Origin of the sequence: Enterococcus columbae DSM 7374 = ATCC 51263 (assembly GCF_000406925.1) — a bacterium.
Classification (GTDB): domain Bacteria; phylum Bacillota; class Bacilli; order Lactobacillales; family Enterococcaceae; genus Enterococcus_E; species Enterococcus_E columbae.
Genome location: NZ_KE136348.1, coordinates 387,154 through 404,240, shown reverse-complemented (window position 1 = coordinate 404,240; position 17,087 = coordinate 387,154). Strand labels below are relative to the sequence as shown.

Annotated in this window: 13 protein-coding genes and 1 riboswitch; of the genes, 9 read left to right on the top strand and 4 right to left on the bottom strand. The window is 37.3% G+C overall.

Features of this window, described 5'->3' with window-relative positions; genetic code table 11:
* Window positions 1-80: 80 nt before the first annotated feature.
* A riboswitch (THF riboswitch) is annotated at window positions 81-177 on the top strand.
* 34 nt (window positions 178-211) lie between these two features.
* Entirely contained in the window at window positions 212-730 is a 519-nt protein-coding gene (locus RK02_RS06750) for a folate family ECF transporter S component (RefSeq protein WP_016183510.1), read from the top strand.
* A gap of 88 nt (window positions 731-818) precedes the next feature.
* On the opposite strand, the gene RK02_RS06745 is transcribed toward RK02_RS06750, so the two are convergent.
* The 4 genes from RK02_RS06745 to RK02_RS06730 form a co-directional block, all read right to left on the bottom strand.
* Window positions 819-2,132 carry a hypothetical protein gene (locus tag RK02_RS06745; protein ID WP_016183509.1) on the bottom strand — a complete coding sequence of 438 codons (1,314 nt, stop codon included), beginning with the start codon at window positions 2,130-2,132 and terminating at the stop codon, window positions 819-821.
* A 20-nt stretch (window positions 2,133-2,152) separates the two neighbouring features.
* Complete coding sequence (locus RK02_RS06740; protein ID WP_016183508.1) at window positions 2,153-2,458, bottom strand: hypothetical protein; 306 nt, start codon at window positions 2,456-2,458, stop codon at window positions 2,153-2,155.
* 222 nt (window positions 2,459-2,680) lie between these two features.
* On the bottom strand, window positions 2,681-4,441 hold the full coding sequence (locus RK02_RS06735) for an ABC transporter ATP-binding protein (protein WP_016183507.1): 1,761 nt from the start codon (window positions 4,439-4,441) through the stop codon (window positions 2,681-2,683).
* Window positions 4,438-6,162: an ABC transporter ATP-binding protein gene (locus RK02_RS06730; protein ID WP_016183506.1), complete on the bottom strand. Its 1,725-nt coding sequence runs from the start codon at window positions 6,160-6,162 to the stop codon at window positions 4,438-4,440. Before RK02_RS06730 ends, RK02_RS06735 begins: the two co-directional genes overlap by 4 nt.
* 328 nt (window positions 6,163-6,490) lie before the next feature.
* Here RK02_RS06730 and RK02_RS06725 point away from each other — a divergent pair, with 328 nt between their 5' ends.
* The 8 genes from RK02_RS06725 to RK02_RS06685 all read left to right on the top strand — a co-directional run bounded on the left by RK02_RS06725 (window position 6,491) and on the right by RK02_RS06685 (window position 16,910).
* A complete protein-coding gene (locus RK02_RS06725; RefSeq protein ID WP_018451771.1) occupies window positions 6,491-7,582 on the top strand; it encodes a 3D domain-containing protein in 1,092 nt (363 codons plus the stop codon).
* A gap of 1,143 nt (window positions 7,583-8,725) precedes the next feature.
* Window positions 8,726-9,499: a tyrosine-protein phosphatase gene (locus RK02_RS06715; RefSeq protein WP_016183503.1), complete on the top strand. Its 774-nt coding sequence runs from the start codon at window positions 8,726-8,728 to the stop codon at window positions 9,497-9,499.
* Window positions 9,500-9,536: 37 nt separating this feature from the next.
* A complete protein-coding gene (locus RK02_RS06710; RefSeq protein ID WP_016183502.1) occupies window positions 9,537-10,316 on the top strand; it encodes a hypothetical protein in 780 nt (259 codons plus the stop codon).
* Between the two features lie 20 nt (window positions 10,317-10,336).
* Window positions 10,337-11,140, top strand: a complete 804-nt coding sequence (locus RK02_RS06705) for a YveK family protein (protein ID WP_016183501.1) — start codon at window positions 10,337-10,339, stop codon at window positions 11,138-11,140.
* A 9-nt stretch (window positions 11,141-11,149) separates the two neighbouring features.
* A complete protein-coding gene (locus RK02_RS06700; protein WP_016183500.1) occupies window positions 11,150-11,860 on the top strand; it encodes a CpsD/CapB family tyrosine-protein kinase in 711 nt (236 codons plus the stop codon).
* 49 nt (window positions 11,861-11,909) lie between these two features.
* The gene (locus RK02_RS06695) at window positions 11,910-12,836 is read left to right on the top strand and encodes an LCP family glycopolymer transferase (RefSeq protein ID WP_016183499.1); all 927 of its coding nucleotides are present in this window, start codon (window positions 11,910-11,912) and stop codon (window positions 12,834-12,836) included.
* 168 nt (window positions 12,837-13,004) lie between these two features.
* Entirely contained in the window at window positions 13,005-14,024 is a 1,020-nt protein-coding gene (locus tag RK02_RS06690) for a zinc-ribbon domain-containing protein (RefSeq protein ID WP_016183498.1), read from the top strand.
* Between the two features lie 603 nt (window positions 14,025-14,627).
* The gene (locus tag RK02_RS06685) at window positions 14,628-16,910 is read left to right on the top strand and encodes an immunoglobulin-like domain-containing protein (RefSeq protein ID WP_016183497.1); all 2,283 of its coding nucleotides are present in this window, start codon (window positions 14,628-14,630) and stop codon (window positions 16,908-16,910) included.
* Window positions 16,911-17,087: the final 177 nt, after the last annotated feature.

Genomic DNA, 17,087 nt, shown 5'->3' with positions numbered 1-17,087 from the left:
ATATAGTAAAACATGTGTAATTTTCTCGTCATTTTCTGAAATTTTGTTATAATGAAGGTGAGTCTAGCACTCAAAAATATCACAGAGTAGAAAGCAAAGCGTTAAGTGCTGTCCGGATGGGATGTTGCCGGCAGACGAAGAAATTGTTTTCGCGGTTTTGTTTTCGCATTCGCTGCAGATTTTTTGTAGCAGCTCATTAAGGAGATGCACGATGGAAAAATTAACAACAAGAAAGATGGCTATTTTAGCATTATTGGTTGCAGTTGAGGTTGTTTTGACGCACCAATTTGCGATTCAGACACAATTTATTCGGATTGGTTTTAGTTTTATTGTCGTCTTTGTGATGGCTGTATTGTTTGGCCCACTTTGGACCGGAATTGGTGGGGTATTAGCTGATTTAATCGGCATGGCTTTGTTTGCTAAAGGTGCTTTTTTTATAGGCTTTACCTTCAATGCCTTTTTAGGAGGCGTGATTTATGGACTTTTCTTTTACAATAAGAAGCTAACGTGGTTACATTGTTTGGGCGCGGTTGTTTGTAATACCGTGATAATTAACCTAATGTTGACGCCACTTTGGTTGTCAATCATGTATAATATCCCACTTGATAGCTGGGCCATTTGGTCAGTTCGTCTAGTGAAAACAGCAATTATGGTGCCGATTGAGGTCATTATCTTAACGATTATGACTCGTGCTTTACCGATGGCTTATTTTAAACGGCAATTATCATAAAAGCTAGTAAATAAATAATAGCCTCATCCCAGCTATTAGCAAAAGCACCCTGCGCATTGTTTAGTCAAACGATGTGCAGGGTGCTATTTTAATTGAAGGCGTAAAGGAGTAAGTGGCAAAGGGCGTGCCAACAGTAATTGCAGGCTTGGTCTGGCTGCATCGTATACATTTTTTGACAAGCACTAAAATCAAATTGACAATTTGCCAAGAGATTCGGTGCTTTTTTCAGTCTATCTAGCGAATAAGTATTTCCTTTTAAATCGGTTAGTTGCCAACTATGGGTAAGCGAGGTGGACTTTAATTCCGCTAATAGACGTAGTTGATAGCTTTGCAATAAGGCAGAAACGGGTAAGGCCTTTTTTTCGATGAAATGTAAAATACGATAAATACATTGATTAAAGGCTAATTCGTCTACATGCCATCGTTTCCTTTGGCTGTAATCAGTCAGGGTTTCACGTAATTTTAATTCAAGAACCTCTTTTAAAAGTTCACAAGACAATAGCGTGAATAGTTGCTGACTATTTAGCTTTTGAATAGGATAAAACTCTAGAGTGAAAGCCTGGCTGTCGCTTTGTCCAATTTGATGAAAAGCTAGGTTTAAGAATACACCAATTGGCCACTCAACAATTTCGTAATCTTGTTGCTGGTCATTTTGATAGTGTAGGCTAATTCGATAAATAATCCCTAATTCTGCTAAAGGATTGGCTTGCTTTGGCTGATCTAATAGTGATTGTAAAGCGTTTAATTGTTCAACCACCTTGGCATTCCCTTTAAGAACTAATTCACCAAAGGATAGTTGAGTTTTTGCATGCTCAGTTTCACCTTTTAGTCGTACACGAATCAGCTCATCTGCCTGAATACATAGCTCATCAAAGTAGCTGGTTTGTAAATAGATGGCTTTTAATTGCCTGGCTGGCTTAATTGCTGTTGCTTCTTGTAGTAAGCTTTCCAAATTTATTTTTTGTCTTAACGTTTGCTGATAGCTTGCGATAAATGTTTCTATCTCGAGCATTGGATCAGTGTCCGTATCAAGTGGATCAGTTGGTGGTGCCTCAGTTTCGAAAGTCGTTGTTTCAGAAGTTCGCTCTTGATTTTCTTGGCCTAAAAATGAAGCAAAAAGAGGAGCTAAAACGAGCTGAGCTTGAGGAGATTGTAAAATCTGTTCAGCATGGTAAGCAACACATTCACGATTTCGATGCTTTAAAAGATTCTGTTCAAAAGGTGGTAAGCAATCAAAATAATAAACAATCCGATCGTAGTCTTTTTCACGCATAGAAGCGTAGATTGCAAGCTCTAAGGTTGTTTGAAATACGTCGGCTAAATCCTCTTGACTGAACGGACTATTTAAGGTTTCATTTGGAAAGAAAATAAGATTATCGGTTGGTTTCTGTTTATCTGACATAGGATTTCCTCTTTTATCGACTATTTTTTGACTAAGGACCAAAATAAGTCTTTGTTTTGTTCGTAATAATATTCGAGTTGTTGGCTGGCGCTAAGTTGTTTGATGATTAATTCAGCAAATCGAGCAATTGCTTGGCGATCGCAGGCTAGTAGCTTGTCCTGCTCACTTTTAGGTAATAAGTCAAAATCTTGAATAAAGGTACGTTGCTGTTTCGTTCTAAAAGTGTGATATAACGTAATTTCTGTACCAACTTGAATTAAATCTAATATTTCATCAGAAAATACTGGGGGCTGTTGAAAAGGCACCACCTTTTTTTCTTTGGACATGGCATCCACCTCGCGAATAATAGTTAGCTGTTTAGCGCTTACAAAAATGAGAGCTAAAATAAAAGCTTTTATCAATCATACTTAGTAAAACAAATACTAGGATCAACTCTAGTATACTCTTTTTATGATAAAAAGTCGTTAAAATTATTTATTTAAAAGTAAAAGTCTAATGCCTAAGCCAAAGCTAGCACAAGCATTAGACTTTAAAGATTAAAGATAAGTTTACTCATTAGCGTTCGTTTGCGTGAATTGCGCATGATACAATTGAGCATAATAACCATCTTTAGCTAGTAATTCTTGGTGATTGCCTTGTTCCACAATTTTTCCGTAGTCCATCACCAATATTTGGTCTGCATTTTGAATAGTAGCTAAGCGATGGGCGATAACAAAGCTGGTTTTTCCCTGCATCATTGCCAAAAAGGCCGCTTGAATTTTGCGTTCGGTCAAGGTATCTACAGAGCTCGTTGCTTCATCTAAAATGAGCATCGGTGGATTACTAATCATTGTTCTAGCAATCGTTAGTAATTGACGCTGGCCATCTGAAATTTTTAAGCCATGAGAACCAAGGGGGGTGTCCAATTTTTCGGGTAAACGCATAACGAAATCGTACATGTAGGCTTGCTTTAAAGCGGCATAGATTTCTTCATCGGTAGCCTCTTTACGTCCATAGCGTAAATTTTCCCGCAGCGTACTATCAAATAACCAAGTATCCTGTAAAACCATGCCAAATGCTTGTCGTAAGCTATCGCGGCTCAATTGGCGAATATCTTGGTGATCAATCAAAATTTTTCCTTGATCGACATCATAAAAACGCATCAATAAATTGACCAAGGTCGATTTCCCTGCACCCGTTTTACCGACAATCGCAATGGTTTGTCCGGGATTTGCGGTAAAGGAGAAGTGCTCGATTAAAGGTTGATTAGGCAGATAGCTAAAATCGACATCTTGAAAAACTACTTCACCTTGTACATTTTGTAAAACCTGCGCCTCACTATTTTCTTTTTCGATTGGTTCATTCAATAAGGCAAAGGTGCGTTCAATCCCAGCTAGGGCTGTTTGGATTTGAGTGGTTAAACCAGTCAATTCGATAAAAGGCTTGGAAAATTGACTAGAATAAATCGTAAAGCTCGACACCGTACCAATACTTACTAAACTAGGATGGGTGATAGCTAAATAACCCCCAACACACCCAACTGCTACATAGGCTAAATGATCCACAAAGCGTGAGAGCGGATTGGCAATCGCTGAGGAGAACTGCGCTCGATAGCCTTTATAATAGAGTTCTTGATTCAGTGACTCAAAATGTTGTTGATTTCGGTTTTCACGCTGGAAGGCTTTCACGATTTTTTGATTACCAACCATTTCTGTAATGAAGCTAGAAATCTCGCCTAAAATGGCCTGTTGTGCAGCGAAATCCTTTTGTGACATTTTAGCGACTAGCCAACTAGCCAAAAAGATAACTGGTGTCGCAATCAATACGACTAAAGTCAATAATAGGTTCATCTTCAACATAATGACTAAGGCAATAAGGACAATCGTTACCCCTGAAAAGAGTTGGGTATAAATCGCTTGAATCGCTGTAGAAATATTATCCATATCATTGGTAAAGCGACTCATAATATTTCCGTGTGCAGTTTGGTCATAATAACGTAAAGGCAACTGATTAAGATGCTCAAAGGCGTCTTTACGCAGTTGGCTGACGGATAAATAAGCCACCCGATTACCTAGCCGTTGAATCAACCATTGTCCACAAATATTAACGACAACCAAACCGATAAAGGCGTAAATAATTTGTTGTAAGTGAATCAAATCAACTTGGCCTTTGCCAACCATTTGATCGATGGCTAGGCCAATCAAATAAGTTAAAACAACAGAGGCTAAGCCACTTAAAATCCCTAAAACTGTCGCACAAGTATTTTCTAATTTGAAATTGGTTAGATAAGGCACAAATTGGCGAAAAGCTTGGCTATTCATTCTTCTCATGCTAAGGCCTCCTCTTCCTGTTGGGATGCATAAATTTCTTGGTAGATAGCTGAGTGCTTTAATAATTGCTGATGGGTTCCATTAGCGATAAGCTGGCCATTATCCATTACCCAAATTTGATCGGCCTCTTGGATAGAACGTAAGCGCTGCGAAACAATAATCGTGGTACAAGATAATTCGCGTAAGGCTTGGCGCAATTTTAAATCGGTTTGATAGTCTAAAGCACTTAGCGAATCATCTAAAATCAAAACCTCTGCCTGACGAATAAGCGCACGTGCAATAGTTAGACGTTGACGCTGCCCACCAGAAAAGTTTTTTCCCCCTTCAAAAATCGGCGTATCTAAGCCTTGTGGTAATTCACGGACGAAATCTTCGGCCTGAGCGATCCGCAAAGCTTGCCAACATTCATCATCTGTTGCCTCTGCTTTGCCCCATTGGAGATTTTCACGAATACTTCCAGAAAATAAAACGGCCGATTGTAAGACGATGGCACAACGCTTCTTTAAAGCGGCTAAATCCAAATCTTCAACATTTCTACTATTATATAGTAGTTTTCCATCACTCACTGGATAAAAATGGGGAAAGAGCTGGACTAGGGTCGATTTACCGCTACCTGTGGCCCCAGTAATCCCAATAGTTTGTCCGGGGAAAATTTGAGCATTAATCGCTTTTAAGGCCAACCCATAGTCATTTCCGTAACGAAAATCCACATCGACTAATTGAAAAAGGGCTTGATCCTTTCTGGTTTCTGGTAAAGCCTCACATTTATTTGGTTGAGCAATCTCAACAGCTAATACTTCATTGATGCGTTTAGCTGAAGCATGAGCGCGAGTATATAAAACGACGAGATTTGACACAATGATTAGCGCTAAAAGCATTTGATTCATGTAGTTGACTAAGGCTAAGACTTGACCGGCTTGTAATTGGCCGATATTGACCTTAAATCCACCTAGCATAAAAATGCCGATAACTCCTAGATTCATTACTAAGGTCGTACCAGGTGATAATAAAGCAGAAAGATGGGTCACTTTAAGATAAGCTGCCGATAGATCATCAGTCACCTGATCAAACTGCTTGGTTTCATCCTTGCTTCTAGCAAAAGCGCGGATTACTCGCACGCCACTTAAGTTTTGTGCCACAGATTGATTTAAACGATCGAGTTGTGCTTGGACTTTTTGATACAAAGGAAAGCTTCTAGTCATAATAAAATAAAGCAATAGACAAAAAATGGGTAATAAGGCTAAGAAAATCAGTCCAATTTGCCAATCAATAATAAAAGCCATGATGACTGCACCAATACTTAGAAACGGTGCTCTGGAAACTAAACGAATGAGCATGGCCAACGCCCATTGAATTTGTGTGACATCATTGGTTAACCGTGTAATTAAGGTTTCGGTACCAAAATGATTTAAATCCTTAAAGGAAAACTGATTGATTCTTTTCATCAAGACATTGCGCAGTTCTGTGCCTAGTCCTTGTGAAGCGACAGAAGCGTAGTATTGACAAATTAATGCAAAGACCAAACCGACAATTGAAATAAGAATCATTTCAAAAGTGGTTTGCCAAATCATTCCTAGATTGCCTTTACTAATTCCTTGATCGACCAATTTAGCCATATATAATGGAAGAATTAATTCAAAAACAGCCTCTAAAAACTTAAAAATCGGTCCAAGAATGACTTGGCGCTTATAATTTTTAGCATATGCGAATAAACGAAACATAAGTGCCCTCCTTTGAAACGAGATATAAACAGCTTTATTTTACCGTATTATGACAGAGATACAAGTTTTTGCAGAAAAAAATTAAGAAAATTCTCTCGGAAAACGGATTCTAAAAAGTTTTTTAAAAGTTTTGTTACAAAAAGATTACAAGTATTTCTGGCTGAAAAAGCAATATTTTCCCACTTTTTTTAAAAAATATTAAGAAAATGCAAAAAAATTCCCACTTTGGAGGGATTTTTGTAACAAATTGTAAAATAGCTGAAATACAAAGAACCGATTCCTTTTGTATAATAAGATAGTCTAGGAAAAAAGAAAGGTGTTGAAATGTGTGCAATCTAAGAAATTAGTCAAAGCGATTGTCTGTGTAATGGGACTAAGCTTACTGACTTCAGTAGTGCCAAATGTACAAGCTGAATCGCTTGATAAGCTTAATCAACAAGAAACGCAATTACTTCAACAAAGTGATTCGATTAGTACCGAAATTCAAGCAACACTAACAGCGGTTAATGATAAATACGCGCAAGTAGCTTCCTTGCAAAAGCAAATTGATGAGAATCAACAATTACTAGCGAAGACACAACAAGAGATCGTTGATACGCAAAATACAATTGAAAAGCGTAAAGAGGTTGTGGCCAAACGACTACAATCTATTCAAATTAATAATGCAGCCGAGATGGATTTAAAAGCCTTGCTTTCAGCGGATAGTTTCGGTGATTTTGTACGTCGTATGTATGCGATGACTATGTTACAGGGCTTGGAAAAGGAAAAAATTGAAAGCTTAAATGATTCGGTCCAATCCTTACAAGAATTAAATGAAAAAGCAGAATCTACTCAGGCCAAACTAGAAACGGATCGTCAAGAATTAGCTAGTCAAGCCAAAGAATTAGATTCAAGAATTTTGGCTTTACGTCAAAAATTAGATCAAAATAAAGATGCGTTAGCACAGATTGCTGCAGACAAAGAAGTTGAACAGCAACGAGTAGCAGCTGAACAAGCGCGTCAAAAACGTGAACAGGAAGAAGCGGCCAAACAACAAGCTACCGCTCAAAGCACTCAGGCTAGCCAAACGACAACGCCATCAGCTTCAACCTCAACGAGTACCAACCAAAGTGCTTCAACCACAACCGGCACTGCTGGTAAGGTGATGTATATGGAATCTACGGCTTATTCATATGCTGAAGCTGGTGCAAGCTACTTTACGGCAAGCGGAACGGATTTAAGAGCGAATCCGATGGCCGTGGCTGTGGATCCAAGTGTCATTCCATTAGGGACTTTATTAGAAGTGGAAGGCTATGGTGTTGCCTTAGCGTTAGATACAGGTGGCGCGATCAAAGGCAATATTATCGATGTTCACTTTGATAATGTTGCTAAATGTAAACAATGGGGACGCAGACAAGTTAAAGTAACGATTTTAAGTTAATCTTCCAATCATATTTGACTAAAAGACTCAAGATATAAGAGATATCTTGGGTCTTTTTGTGGTGTGCCAAGTATGGTGCAATTCTAACTGGTGAAAGTCCAGTCATGGGTATTTACCGCCAAGTGTAGCGAACCGCAAGCCGATAGCAGTAATGCCTAGGGGGAGAAAGCGGCGTAGCAAAGTCAGCAAGCCTACGAACAGAAACTGGATACAAGGCTAAATGGTGGATGAGATTGCCAAACAAATCGAAGTCCAAAAGGTAAACGTAAAACCAAGACAGTAAATCCAGAGGTTGTGTGACGAAAGAATTGCATCTTACCTTGGGAGGCCCAGATAGCATGAATTACCTCATGTGCGAAAGAAGCTTATATCTGGGAGTCAGCTGAAGTCATAGTACTGATAACAGACGCGTCAGGAAGGACTGAATGTCATTATATTGCAAATCGCTCGAAGTAAAATCTGGATGGTTTGGAATCGAGGATATGCCCAACAAATTGAAACGTATGTCAATGGAGGCAAAAAGTAGAGAGAATTATATTCAGATAGTTTTACAGAGAGACCGAGGAGCAACAAGTGGATTATATAGACAAAGTGGGATGAGCGTCGTCAACTTTCTCCTATCGCCAGAAGTGCTAGAGGAGAAAATAGGGAATAAACCCGCACTAATCAACCACTAAAGTACTATGAGAAACAATGCTTGAGTCTATAATGATGTAGCGCCGTATACGAGACCCGTACGTACGGTGCAATGAGAGGGTGAGGCATAAGAACTCACCCTACTCTATTGAGGTATATTGATTAATTATAAGAAAATTCAGGTAATAACTAACACGAAGAAAAAAAGTTAAGAGATTTTTCAAATCGAAGGGAGAATTTTCGGCATGTTTAGCTACTGAACACCGTCAACAAAGGTTGTGAAGATAATAATTGTCGTGTCTTTTTTAGATTTTTTCGCAATTACTTAGAAAAATTCGAAATAATTGAAGAAAAAATCCGGTTATCCTTTTTTTTCAAAATGTTTTCTGTATAATAGAAAAAGGATGACTATGGATTTTTTACTATTATTCAAAAAAGTGGAATTATTAGTGAGTTTTAAATTGTAAAATAGTATGGTGAAGATAGAGTCGGAAAGTGGTGACAGTAATGATTGACTTACATTGTCATATTTTACCAGGGATTGATGATGGCGCTAGTACAGTAGAAGATAGTCTAGATATGGCACGCTATGCAGTGAAACAAGGAATTACCCATATCTTATGCACGCCTCATCATAACAATGGGAAGTATGAAAATCCTAAAAATCAGATTATTCCGTTAGTGGCACAATTGCAAGAAGCCTTGGATGAAAAACAAATCCCATTGACACTTTTAGAAGGTCAAGAAGTTCGAATCACTGATTTTTTGCTAGAAGAGCTACAGGCTAATCGTTTATTATTTACAGATTTATCCGATACATATTTATTGTTGGAATTACCGAGCAATCGAATTCCAGAATATACTGAATCGATTTGCTATCAGTTACGTTCTTTAGGTAAAATTCCGGTGATTGTTCATCCAGAAAGAAATGCTGGTTTTATTGAAGAGCCAAATAAGTTAATTGATTTTCTAGATATGGGTTGTTTAGCTCAGCTAACTGCGCCAAGCTATGTGGGCGTTTTTGGTAAAAAAATTCAAAAAACAGCTAAGCTAATGGTTGAAAACCATTTAGTTCAAATGGTTGCCTCCGATGCGCATGGAATTCATAAGCGAAATTTTTATTTAAAAGAGGCATATCAAGCAATTGAAAAAGATTTTGGAATCGAATTAGTCCAACAAATGCAACAAGTGGCTAAAGATTTAGTAAATGGGGATATTGTGAGCTTTCCTGATTATCAAGAAATTAAGCAAGGTCGATTTAATTGGTTTCGCCAAAAATAGGCTAAATTTAAGAATATAGGTTATAGGAGGAGAAAGTGTGCGATCTAAAACATTTAAGTATTTTATCTTGCTACTATTAATCGTAGCTTCTATGGCAATTATTTTCTTTGGTCGTCAAATCAGCCAAAAGAAAAACTACGAGCAACGGTTAGAATCCGTAAATGTTACGATGAAAAGTGAAAAGTCAAGACTTAACAATTTACAAGATTCAGTTAATCAGCTATTTGTCAGTCCTGAATCTCACCTTTTAAACAGTGGGGTTACTATGGATCAGCTGGAGGATTTACGTACAAATGTGAATGCAGTTAAAACAACAGCGGACGATTTTCAAATCAAGGAAGTGGATTTTCCTCAAAAAATGGCTAAGGTTCACCAACAAAAGAAAGCTGTTTTAAAAAAGCTGGATGAAGCTCTTGTTGAATGGAATCTCCAAGATAAAATTAACAATCTTTTCCAACCAGAAAATGTTAATTGGCAAACGCTCAATCCTTTAGCAGTAATTCAATTAAATAACCAGCAAGCAGCAATCAATGAGATTAATGAACAATTGGCAGTAATGCCAGCTAATGATTGGTTAGATTTGGCTAAAAATTACCTCAATATTGCCACTGATCAAACCAATCAAATTGCCGGTTCACTTGATTTGTTAAACAAAATAGCGCCTAATGGGCAATTAGCGCCGGATGCGACGAGTGAACAGTATCAACAATTGGTTAATAGCTTATATAGCGTTAATAATGATAACTTAGCTAATCAATTATCACAAAAAGCACGCGAGGTTGCTGATCAACTTCGTGCTGCTGGAAAAATGACATAATTTAAAGGAGTTTTAACAGAATGGAAGTAGAAGAAACACTGGATTTAAAGGATATTTTCCTGATTATTAAAAAGCATTTTTTCACCATTGTTTTATGTATGTTTATTGGTCTGGGCTTAGCAGGAGCGTTAACCTTTTTTGTGATTACACCTAAGTATAGTTCGCAAGCCCAATTAGTAGTGACCTTGCCACAAACTGAAAATACCAATAGTAATGATGTCAATGTGAATTTGCAGATGATTAATACTTATAAGAATTTGATTAAAGGCGACTTGATCTTAAATAAGGTAAAAGATCAAATGGAATCCAATTACAATATCAAATTGTCTGTGAAAGAAATCAATGATGCCATCGATGTAGTTCAAAATGAGAATTCTTTGATGTTCTCATTAGTGGCCAATTCAGATAACGCCTTGACGGCAGAACGTTTAGCCAATACAACGGCTTCAATCTTTAAGGATACGGTCAAAGATGTCTTAGGCGAAAGCGTGGATAAGATTTCAATCATTTCAAATGCGACCGTTCAAAATACACCAGTTTCACCAAACCATATGCGTAATTTAGCCATTGGGGTTTTAGCGGGCATAATTGTCGGAGTTGGATTATCTTTTGCCTTTGAATTGTTGGATCGTACCGTTAAATCAAGTAAATTTGTTCGTGATGAGTTAGAATTAACGATTTTAGGAACCATTCCACAACTTTCTGCGAAGGAATTGCAAGATAATACGCGTAAAGCAGCGCGCATTCCACAAGTACAACCGTCAGCAGCTAGAACAGCTTCGGAAAGTGCGGCGAGTCAACGTCGTTCAAGAAGTCGAGTGTAGGAGGCAATTATGGCTAAAGAAAAAAATAAAAAGAATCAAAATTCAGTAACTAAACCGGTAAATTTGATTACCTTACTTAATCCCAATTCGCCAATTTCTGAACAATATCGTACGATTCGTACTAACTTACAGTTTGCGGTTTCTGGGGATGAGACGTTACGTAGCATTGTGGTGGTTTCAGCTGGCCCAGGTGAAGGAAAATCAACTTCAGCGGCTAATTTAGCTGTTGTTTTTGCCCAAGCAGGTAAACGCGTGCTTTTAGTGGATGCGGATATGCGTAAGCCAACTGTTCATAAAACATTTGGTTTAAGTAATGAAGCGGGCTTAAGTACCTTGATTAGCGGACAATCTCCTGTTCAAGAATTAGTTGCGACGACCGAAATTGATCGGTTATCGGTATTGGTTAGTGGGCCGACACCACCAAATCCAGCTGAATTATTAAACTCTCGTCGGATGAATCAAATTATTGAAGAAATGTATCATTACTTTGATTTAGTTGTTTTTGATTTACCACCAGTTTTAACTGTGGCAGACGGATTGATTATGGCGGCCAAAACAGATGGAACCGTTCTGGTGATTCGTGAAGATAAGACCAGTAAAGAAGGTGCGATTGAAGCGAAACGTCGCTTACAAGGGGCCAAGGTACGGATTTTAGGGGCCATTTATAATGGTGCTTCACAAACTACGGAAAGTGAATATTACTACTATTCTGGGAAATAGAGTTAATAGTTTTGATTATTGTTAAATGTGTTAATAGGAGCTGAGAGCTTTGAAAAGAAAGAAAAGTATTTGGAAAACAATTTTAATCACTGTAGGTGCTTTGTTGCTTGCTTTAGTTGTGATTTCGGGTGGGATTTTAGCCTTTGCCTATCATGATTTTTCTGAAAATGTTCAAAAAACTTATGAACCAGTCAAAAGACAGGAAGATAGTAAAACAAAAGCAGCTAATTTGTCTGATAAACAACCCTTTTCTGTATTACTATTAGGAATCGATACAGGAGCGTTGAATCGTTATGGACAAGGTCGTTCGGATTCAATTATGGTAGTGACGGTTAATCCAACCAAAAAACAAACAACAGTAGTCAGCATTGCTCGTGATACTTATGTGGATATTGTTGGTCATGGAACGCAAGATAAAATCAACCACGCCTATGCTTTTGGTGGAGCTGCGATGTCGATGGACACGGTACAAAAATATCTAGATATCCCCATTCAACATTATGTGACTATGAACATGCGAGCAATTAAAGATTTAGTAGATGTAATTGGTGGCATAGAAGTAGAGAATGATTTAGCTTTTGAAAATAGTGGATTTACTTTTAATCAAGGGAAAATTTCATTGAATGGTGATCAAACATTGGCGTTTACTCGTATGCGCTATGATGATCCGCGTGGAGATTATGGACGCCAAGAGCGCCAACGAATGGTAGTAAAAGCCGTTGCTGAAAAATTCTTGAGTGTCTATGGTGTAAGTAAATATCGCGAAGTTTTACAAGCATTATCAGAAAACATGAAGACAGATTTGGATCAAAATGCTGTTCAACAAATTATGTTGAATTATCGAGACGCATTTAACAATGTAAAGATGGATCAATTACAAGGAACTGGATTTATGAAAGATGGCATCTCTTATCAATCAGTTAGTCCTGAAGAATTACAAAGAGTGCAGCAAGAATTAAAAGATCAATTAGCATAAGACAATGAAGGTCAACCGGACTGATTTAAGTGCACGGTTGACTTTCTTTTTTAAGGGATTGATAAATTGACTAATACGGATTGTTTAAATCGGGTATCTTTTGTTATTTTGTATGCTTTGTGCTACAATCAAGCCAAGTAATGATTGTCAATGATGAGGTGAAGGAAAATGAAAATATGTCCACATTGTGAATATCCAATTGATGAAAATGCACAGGTTTGTCCTTATTGTGGGAAGGAACAAACTGTATCAGAAGAGCACTTAGTAGATGAGAAACTAAATGAAGCAACAATTTCAACAGTAACAGATTCAACGTCTACAGATTCCAGCACTATCTCACAAGAAAATCATCAAGAAGTACTATCAAATGAATCGGAAGGTGAAAATCCAGAGAGGAAAGAGATGATTTCACCAATCAATTCTTCTGAGGCTAAGCAGTCTACTGATGATGCTGATCATCCTCAAATGCAAGAAAAGAAAGTAGAAGCAAGTGACGAGGATGAAATGAGTGACTTTGATTTATTAAAACCACATGTTGCTCACATAAAAGGCTATTTTTCACAGTTAGGTCAAACCATGATTCATCCACCTTTAGAAAAAACAGAGAAAAATCCATGGCTAGGTATCATTAACTTTGTTTTAATTGCCTTGTTTTATGCCTTAGCCCTATCCAGATTTGTTGGTCAGGTCTTTTCTAGCATCTTTAATTCATTTGGACATTATGGTGTGTATTTTGTCCAAGATTTACGACCGTTTCCATTTTTCTTTGGCTTTTTAATTGGGATTGTTTTATTACAATTGGTTGCTGTATTGATCTATTGGGGCTTTGCCTTTGGGATTATGCACGAAGAAATGAATTTTCAACAGGCCTTTAATCGGATTTTTGCACCGTTAAGTTTATTAGTACCGATTAGTTTACTGGCGTTCTTATTTACTTTAATTGGTGGTTTAATCTCAGCTTTCGGCTTTTTACTAATATTGCTACACTTTGCTTTTATCCGTTACAGCTTTCATGCCAATATCTGGTTAGTTGAAAATCCACGTAAACACAACCGCTTTTACATTACTTTAATTCCGGTTGTTTTATATGTCTTTGCATCGATAATCATCATGCAATTTCTCATGCATTTTCTCCTCATGCACGCCCAACTCCAAGACATCCTACAACAAATCTTCAACAGGTATTAACAAGGATGTGAAGCGAGTTGATTAACTCCGAGCAAATAAGCATAGTCTGGCAGAAAAATCCGTAGTTTTAAAGATTTTCCTTGCCAGACAGTCTTATTTGACGAAGGAGTTACTCGCTGAACACAGATTACCCCAAGGATGTCTAGCAAGTTGGTTAACTACGAGAAAATAAGTACTAGCGTGGTGGAATATCAATTATATTTAAAGATATTCTACACCACGCTAGCTTATTTTCCGAGTAGTTACTTGCTAGACACAGATTATTCAAGGATGTGAAGTAGCTCGTTTAGACATGAGAAAATTCGAGTGTTACTCTCCATTGAGAAAATCAGAAAAATGTTGAGATTTTCTCAATGGAGAGGCGAATTTTCGGCATGTCTAGCTACTGAACACAGATTACCCAAGGATGTAAAGTAGTTCGCCCAGTCACGAGCAAATTTAAGTGTTACTTGTCGTTAAAATTAGCTTCCTTAAATTTTTTCATAACCTGCCCCAAATCGATTGCCTAGTTAAGTTGACTAATCTTTTCTATTCAATCGATTTTTTTGCTTAATATTTTTCTATAAATAACCGATAAATTAAGCGATAAAGGGGGAAAAGAATGTGCATAATCAAAAAATAAAGGTAACTTTTTTATTTTTACTTAGCTTGCTGAGTTTTTTCTTTTTGTTTGTCGCAAATAGACAAGCAGATGAATTGGACTTTGTTCAAGATATTACGTTGAAAAATTATTCAACAGATGTGAAGCTACCTTCCTATGATCGTAATGGAACTTTTTCTTTAGAGGTAACTTTAAAAGCTTCTCGAAAAATCACTGCGATTGAGGCAGTCTACGATGTTTCTGGTGCTAAAAAGACGATGTTACTATCACGTCAAGGAAGTAGTGATAGCTATCTTTATCAATCTTCGGTAGCTAATATGTTAGATAATGAAGGTTTTGTCATCGGTGAGTATCACTTGGAACAACTTCGATTATTTAATGGAACAGATCAAACGCCTAATCAAATCATCAAGGTTAGTGATTCTTATCTATTTGTCAATGCGAATTTTATGATTCGCCAAATTGTGAGCGGTAGTCTAGTTAAGGAAATCTATCTAAGCTCGACTAAGCCTGAAATTGGTTCATTATTGAATCTTAAAGTAAAATTGGATGACCAATTTAGAGGAAATTCTATTACGGTGAAGTATCCAATTGCTACCTATGCAGATATTTTTGTTCACTTACCTTACAATCGTCAGACTGGTTATAACCAAGGGGCTTTGAAAATATTAGATATTTTTGGTTTAGGTGACAAAGTGGAGAAAGTTGTATTTCCATTACAAAATATTTTAGTGGACAATAGCTATAATCAAATTGTGATTAATAATCTAGCGGCCTATCCTGGTAATGCAACTTTTGAAATTAAAGCAAATTCATCTAGTCCAATTAGTACCTTCAATATTACGCCCAATAAGGTAATGTATGGAGATGTTGCCCAATTTTCTTTGAGTCCGCGAGTGAAGGAAGATTTTTCAGTTATCTATGTAAATTTCCAATTTACCAATGAATCTACCCCACGTAAAGTAGCGCTCTACTATAATAATTTAACCCAAAAATATATGGGAACTCTACCAATTAATAATAAAATTACGCCAGGAGTCTATCATCCAACATCAATCGTATTTGTAAGTAAGGATCAATCTTGGTCGTTTGATTATCATTATCCTGCCAGCTTGAATCGTTATAATTTAACGATTGCAGAAGATACACAAGCTCCAGCAGCTCCAAAAATTAACCGTCTAGGCAATATTGATACAGTCATTACTGGAACCGCCGAGCCCAAAAGTACGGTTATCGCTTATTTAGGTGAAGATGATACAGATGACAGTAATGAAATTGCTAGAGGACAGGCTGATGCGCTAGGGAAATTTAAAATCTATACTAATCAATTAAATGTTGGCGATGTAGTACGCGTCTACGCTATTGATACTGCTGAAAATCAAAGTGCTCCAGGTAAGACAACGGTTATTGATAATGAACCACCTACCATTAATGGAGTGAAAAATCAAACCTTGCGCATTGATGAAGAATTTGATCCTTTAGAGGGGATTACCGCTTTTGATCCGACTGATGGGGACTTAACTGATCAAATTAAAGTTACTGGTAGTTTTAAAACCAGTCGTGTCGGTAATTATCGTTTGACTTATACTGTTAAGGATAGCAGTGGAAATCGTACAGTAGCTGATCGGACAATAGTTATTCAACCGCAATTAAAAACCTTGATGTTTGATAGTCAAGGAGGAAGTTATGTTGAGAGTATTTCTGTGCCGGCTGGAACTAAGGTTAAGGCACCAACAGATCCAACTCGTATTGGTTATAGTTTTGCTGGTTGGTATACTGATGAAGAATATGCTAAAAGCTATGTATTTAATCAGCCAGTAAATGACACAATAACCTTATATGCGAAATGGATGCCTTTAGCGCCAGATACTAAGAACTATGTCGTGATGTATCGCTTGTATAATCCAAATTCTGGTGAACACTTATATAGTGCAGATTTAGGCGAACGTGCTAATCTTGTCAAAATCGGTTGGAAGGATGAAGGGGTGGCATGGATAGCGCCGACAGAAGGACAAGATGTTTATCGCTTATATAATCCGAATTCTGGCGATCATCACTATACTTTATCTTCTACAGAAAGAGATTATCTCGTCCGCATTGGTTGGCGGTATGAAGGGGTAGGCTGGAAATCTGATCCTGAACAGCGTGTCCCAATCTATCGTGTTTATAATAAATTCCAGAAAAAAGCTGGTAGCCATCATTATACAGTCAGCAAGGACGAACAACAGCAGCTAGTTAAAATTGGCTGGAATGCTGAAGGTGTCGGTTGGTATGCAATTTCCTAATCGATAGATAAACATATTTTAATCATAGGATAAAACAAAATCGAATATGAAGTGCTAGTCAATGATTAGCGCTTTATACTCGATTTTTTATTAAACGAAAAAACACCCATAAAAGAGGGTGCTGAATAGTAAAATTTTATAAGACACCAAGCAAAAAGTAGGATGATTGGATAAAAG

What these genes read in the sequence shown, in the direction of transcription:
- RK02_RS06740 (WP_016183508.1), bottom strand. Translation starts at nt 2,458, where the DNA reads ATGTCCAAAGAAAAAAAGGTGGTGCCTTTTCAACAGCCCCCAGTATTT.
- RK02_RS06690 (WP_016183498.1), top strand. Translation starts at nt 13,005, where the DNA reads ATGAAAATATGTCCACATTGTGAATATCCAATTGATGAAAATGCACAG.
- RK02_RS06750 (WP_016183510.1), top strand. Translation starts at nt 212, where the DNA reads ATGGAAAAATTAACAACAAGAAAGATGGCTATTTTAGCATTATTGGTT.
- RK02_RS06745 (WP_016183509.1), bottom strand. Translation starts at nt 2,132, where the DNA reads ATGTCAGATAAACAGAAACCAACCGATAATCTTATTTTCTTTCCAAAT.
- RK02_RS06705 (WP_016183501.1), top strand. Translation starts at nt 10,337, where the DNA reads ATGGAAGTAGAAGAAACACTGGATTTAAAGGATATTTTCCTGATTATT.
- RK02_RS06715 (WP_016183503.1), top strand. Translation starts at nt 8,726, where the DNA reads ATGATTGACTTACATTGTCATATTTTACCAGGGATTGATGATGGCGCT.
- RK02_RS06730 (WP_016183506.1), bottom strand. Translation starts at nt 6,162, where the DNA reads ATGTTTCGTTTATTCGCATATGCTAAAAATTATAAGCGCCAAGTCATT.
- RK02_RS06700 (WP_016183500.1), top strand. Translation starts at nt 11,150, where the DNA reads ATGGCTAAAGAAAAAAATAAAAAGAATCAAAATTCAGTAACTAAACCG.
- RK02_RS06735 (WP_016183507.1), bottom strand. Translation starts at nt 4,441, where the DNA reads ATGAGAAGAATGAATAGCCAAGCTTTTCGCCAATTTGTGCCTTATCTA.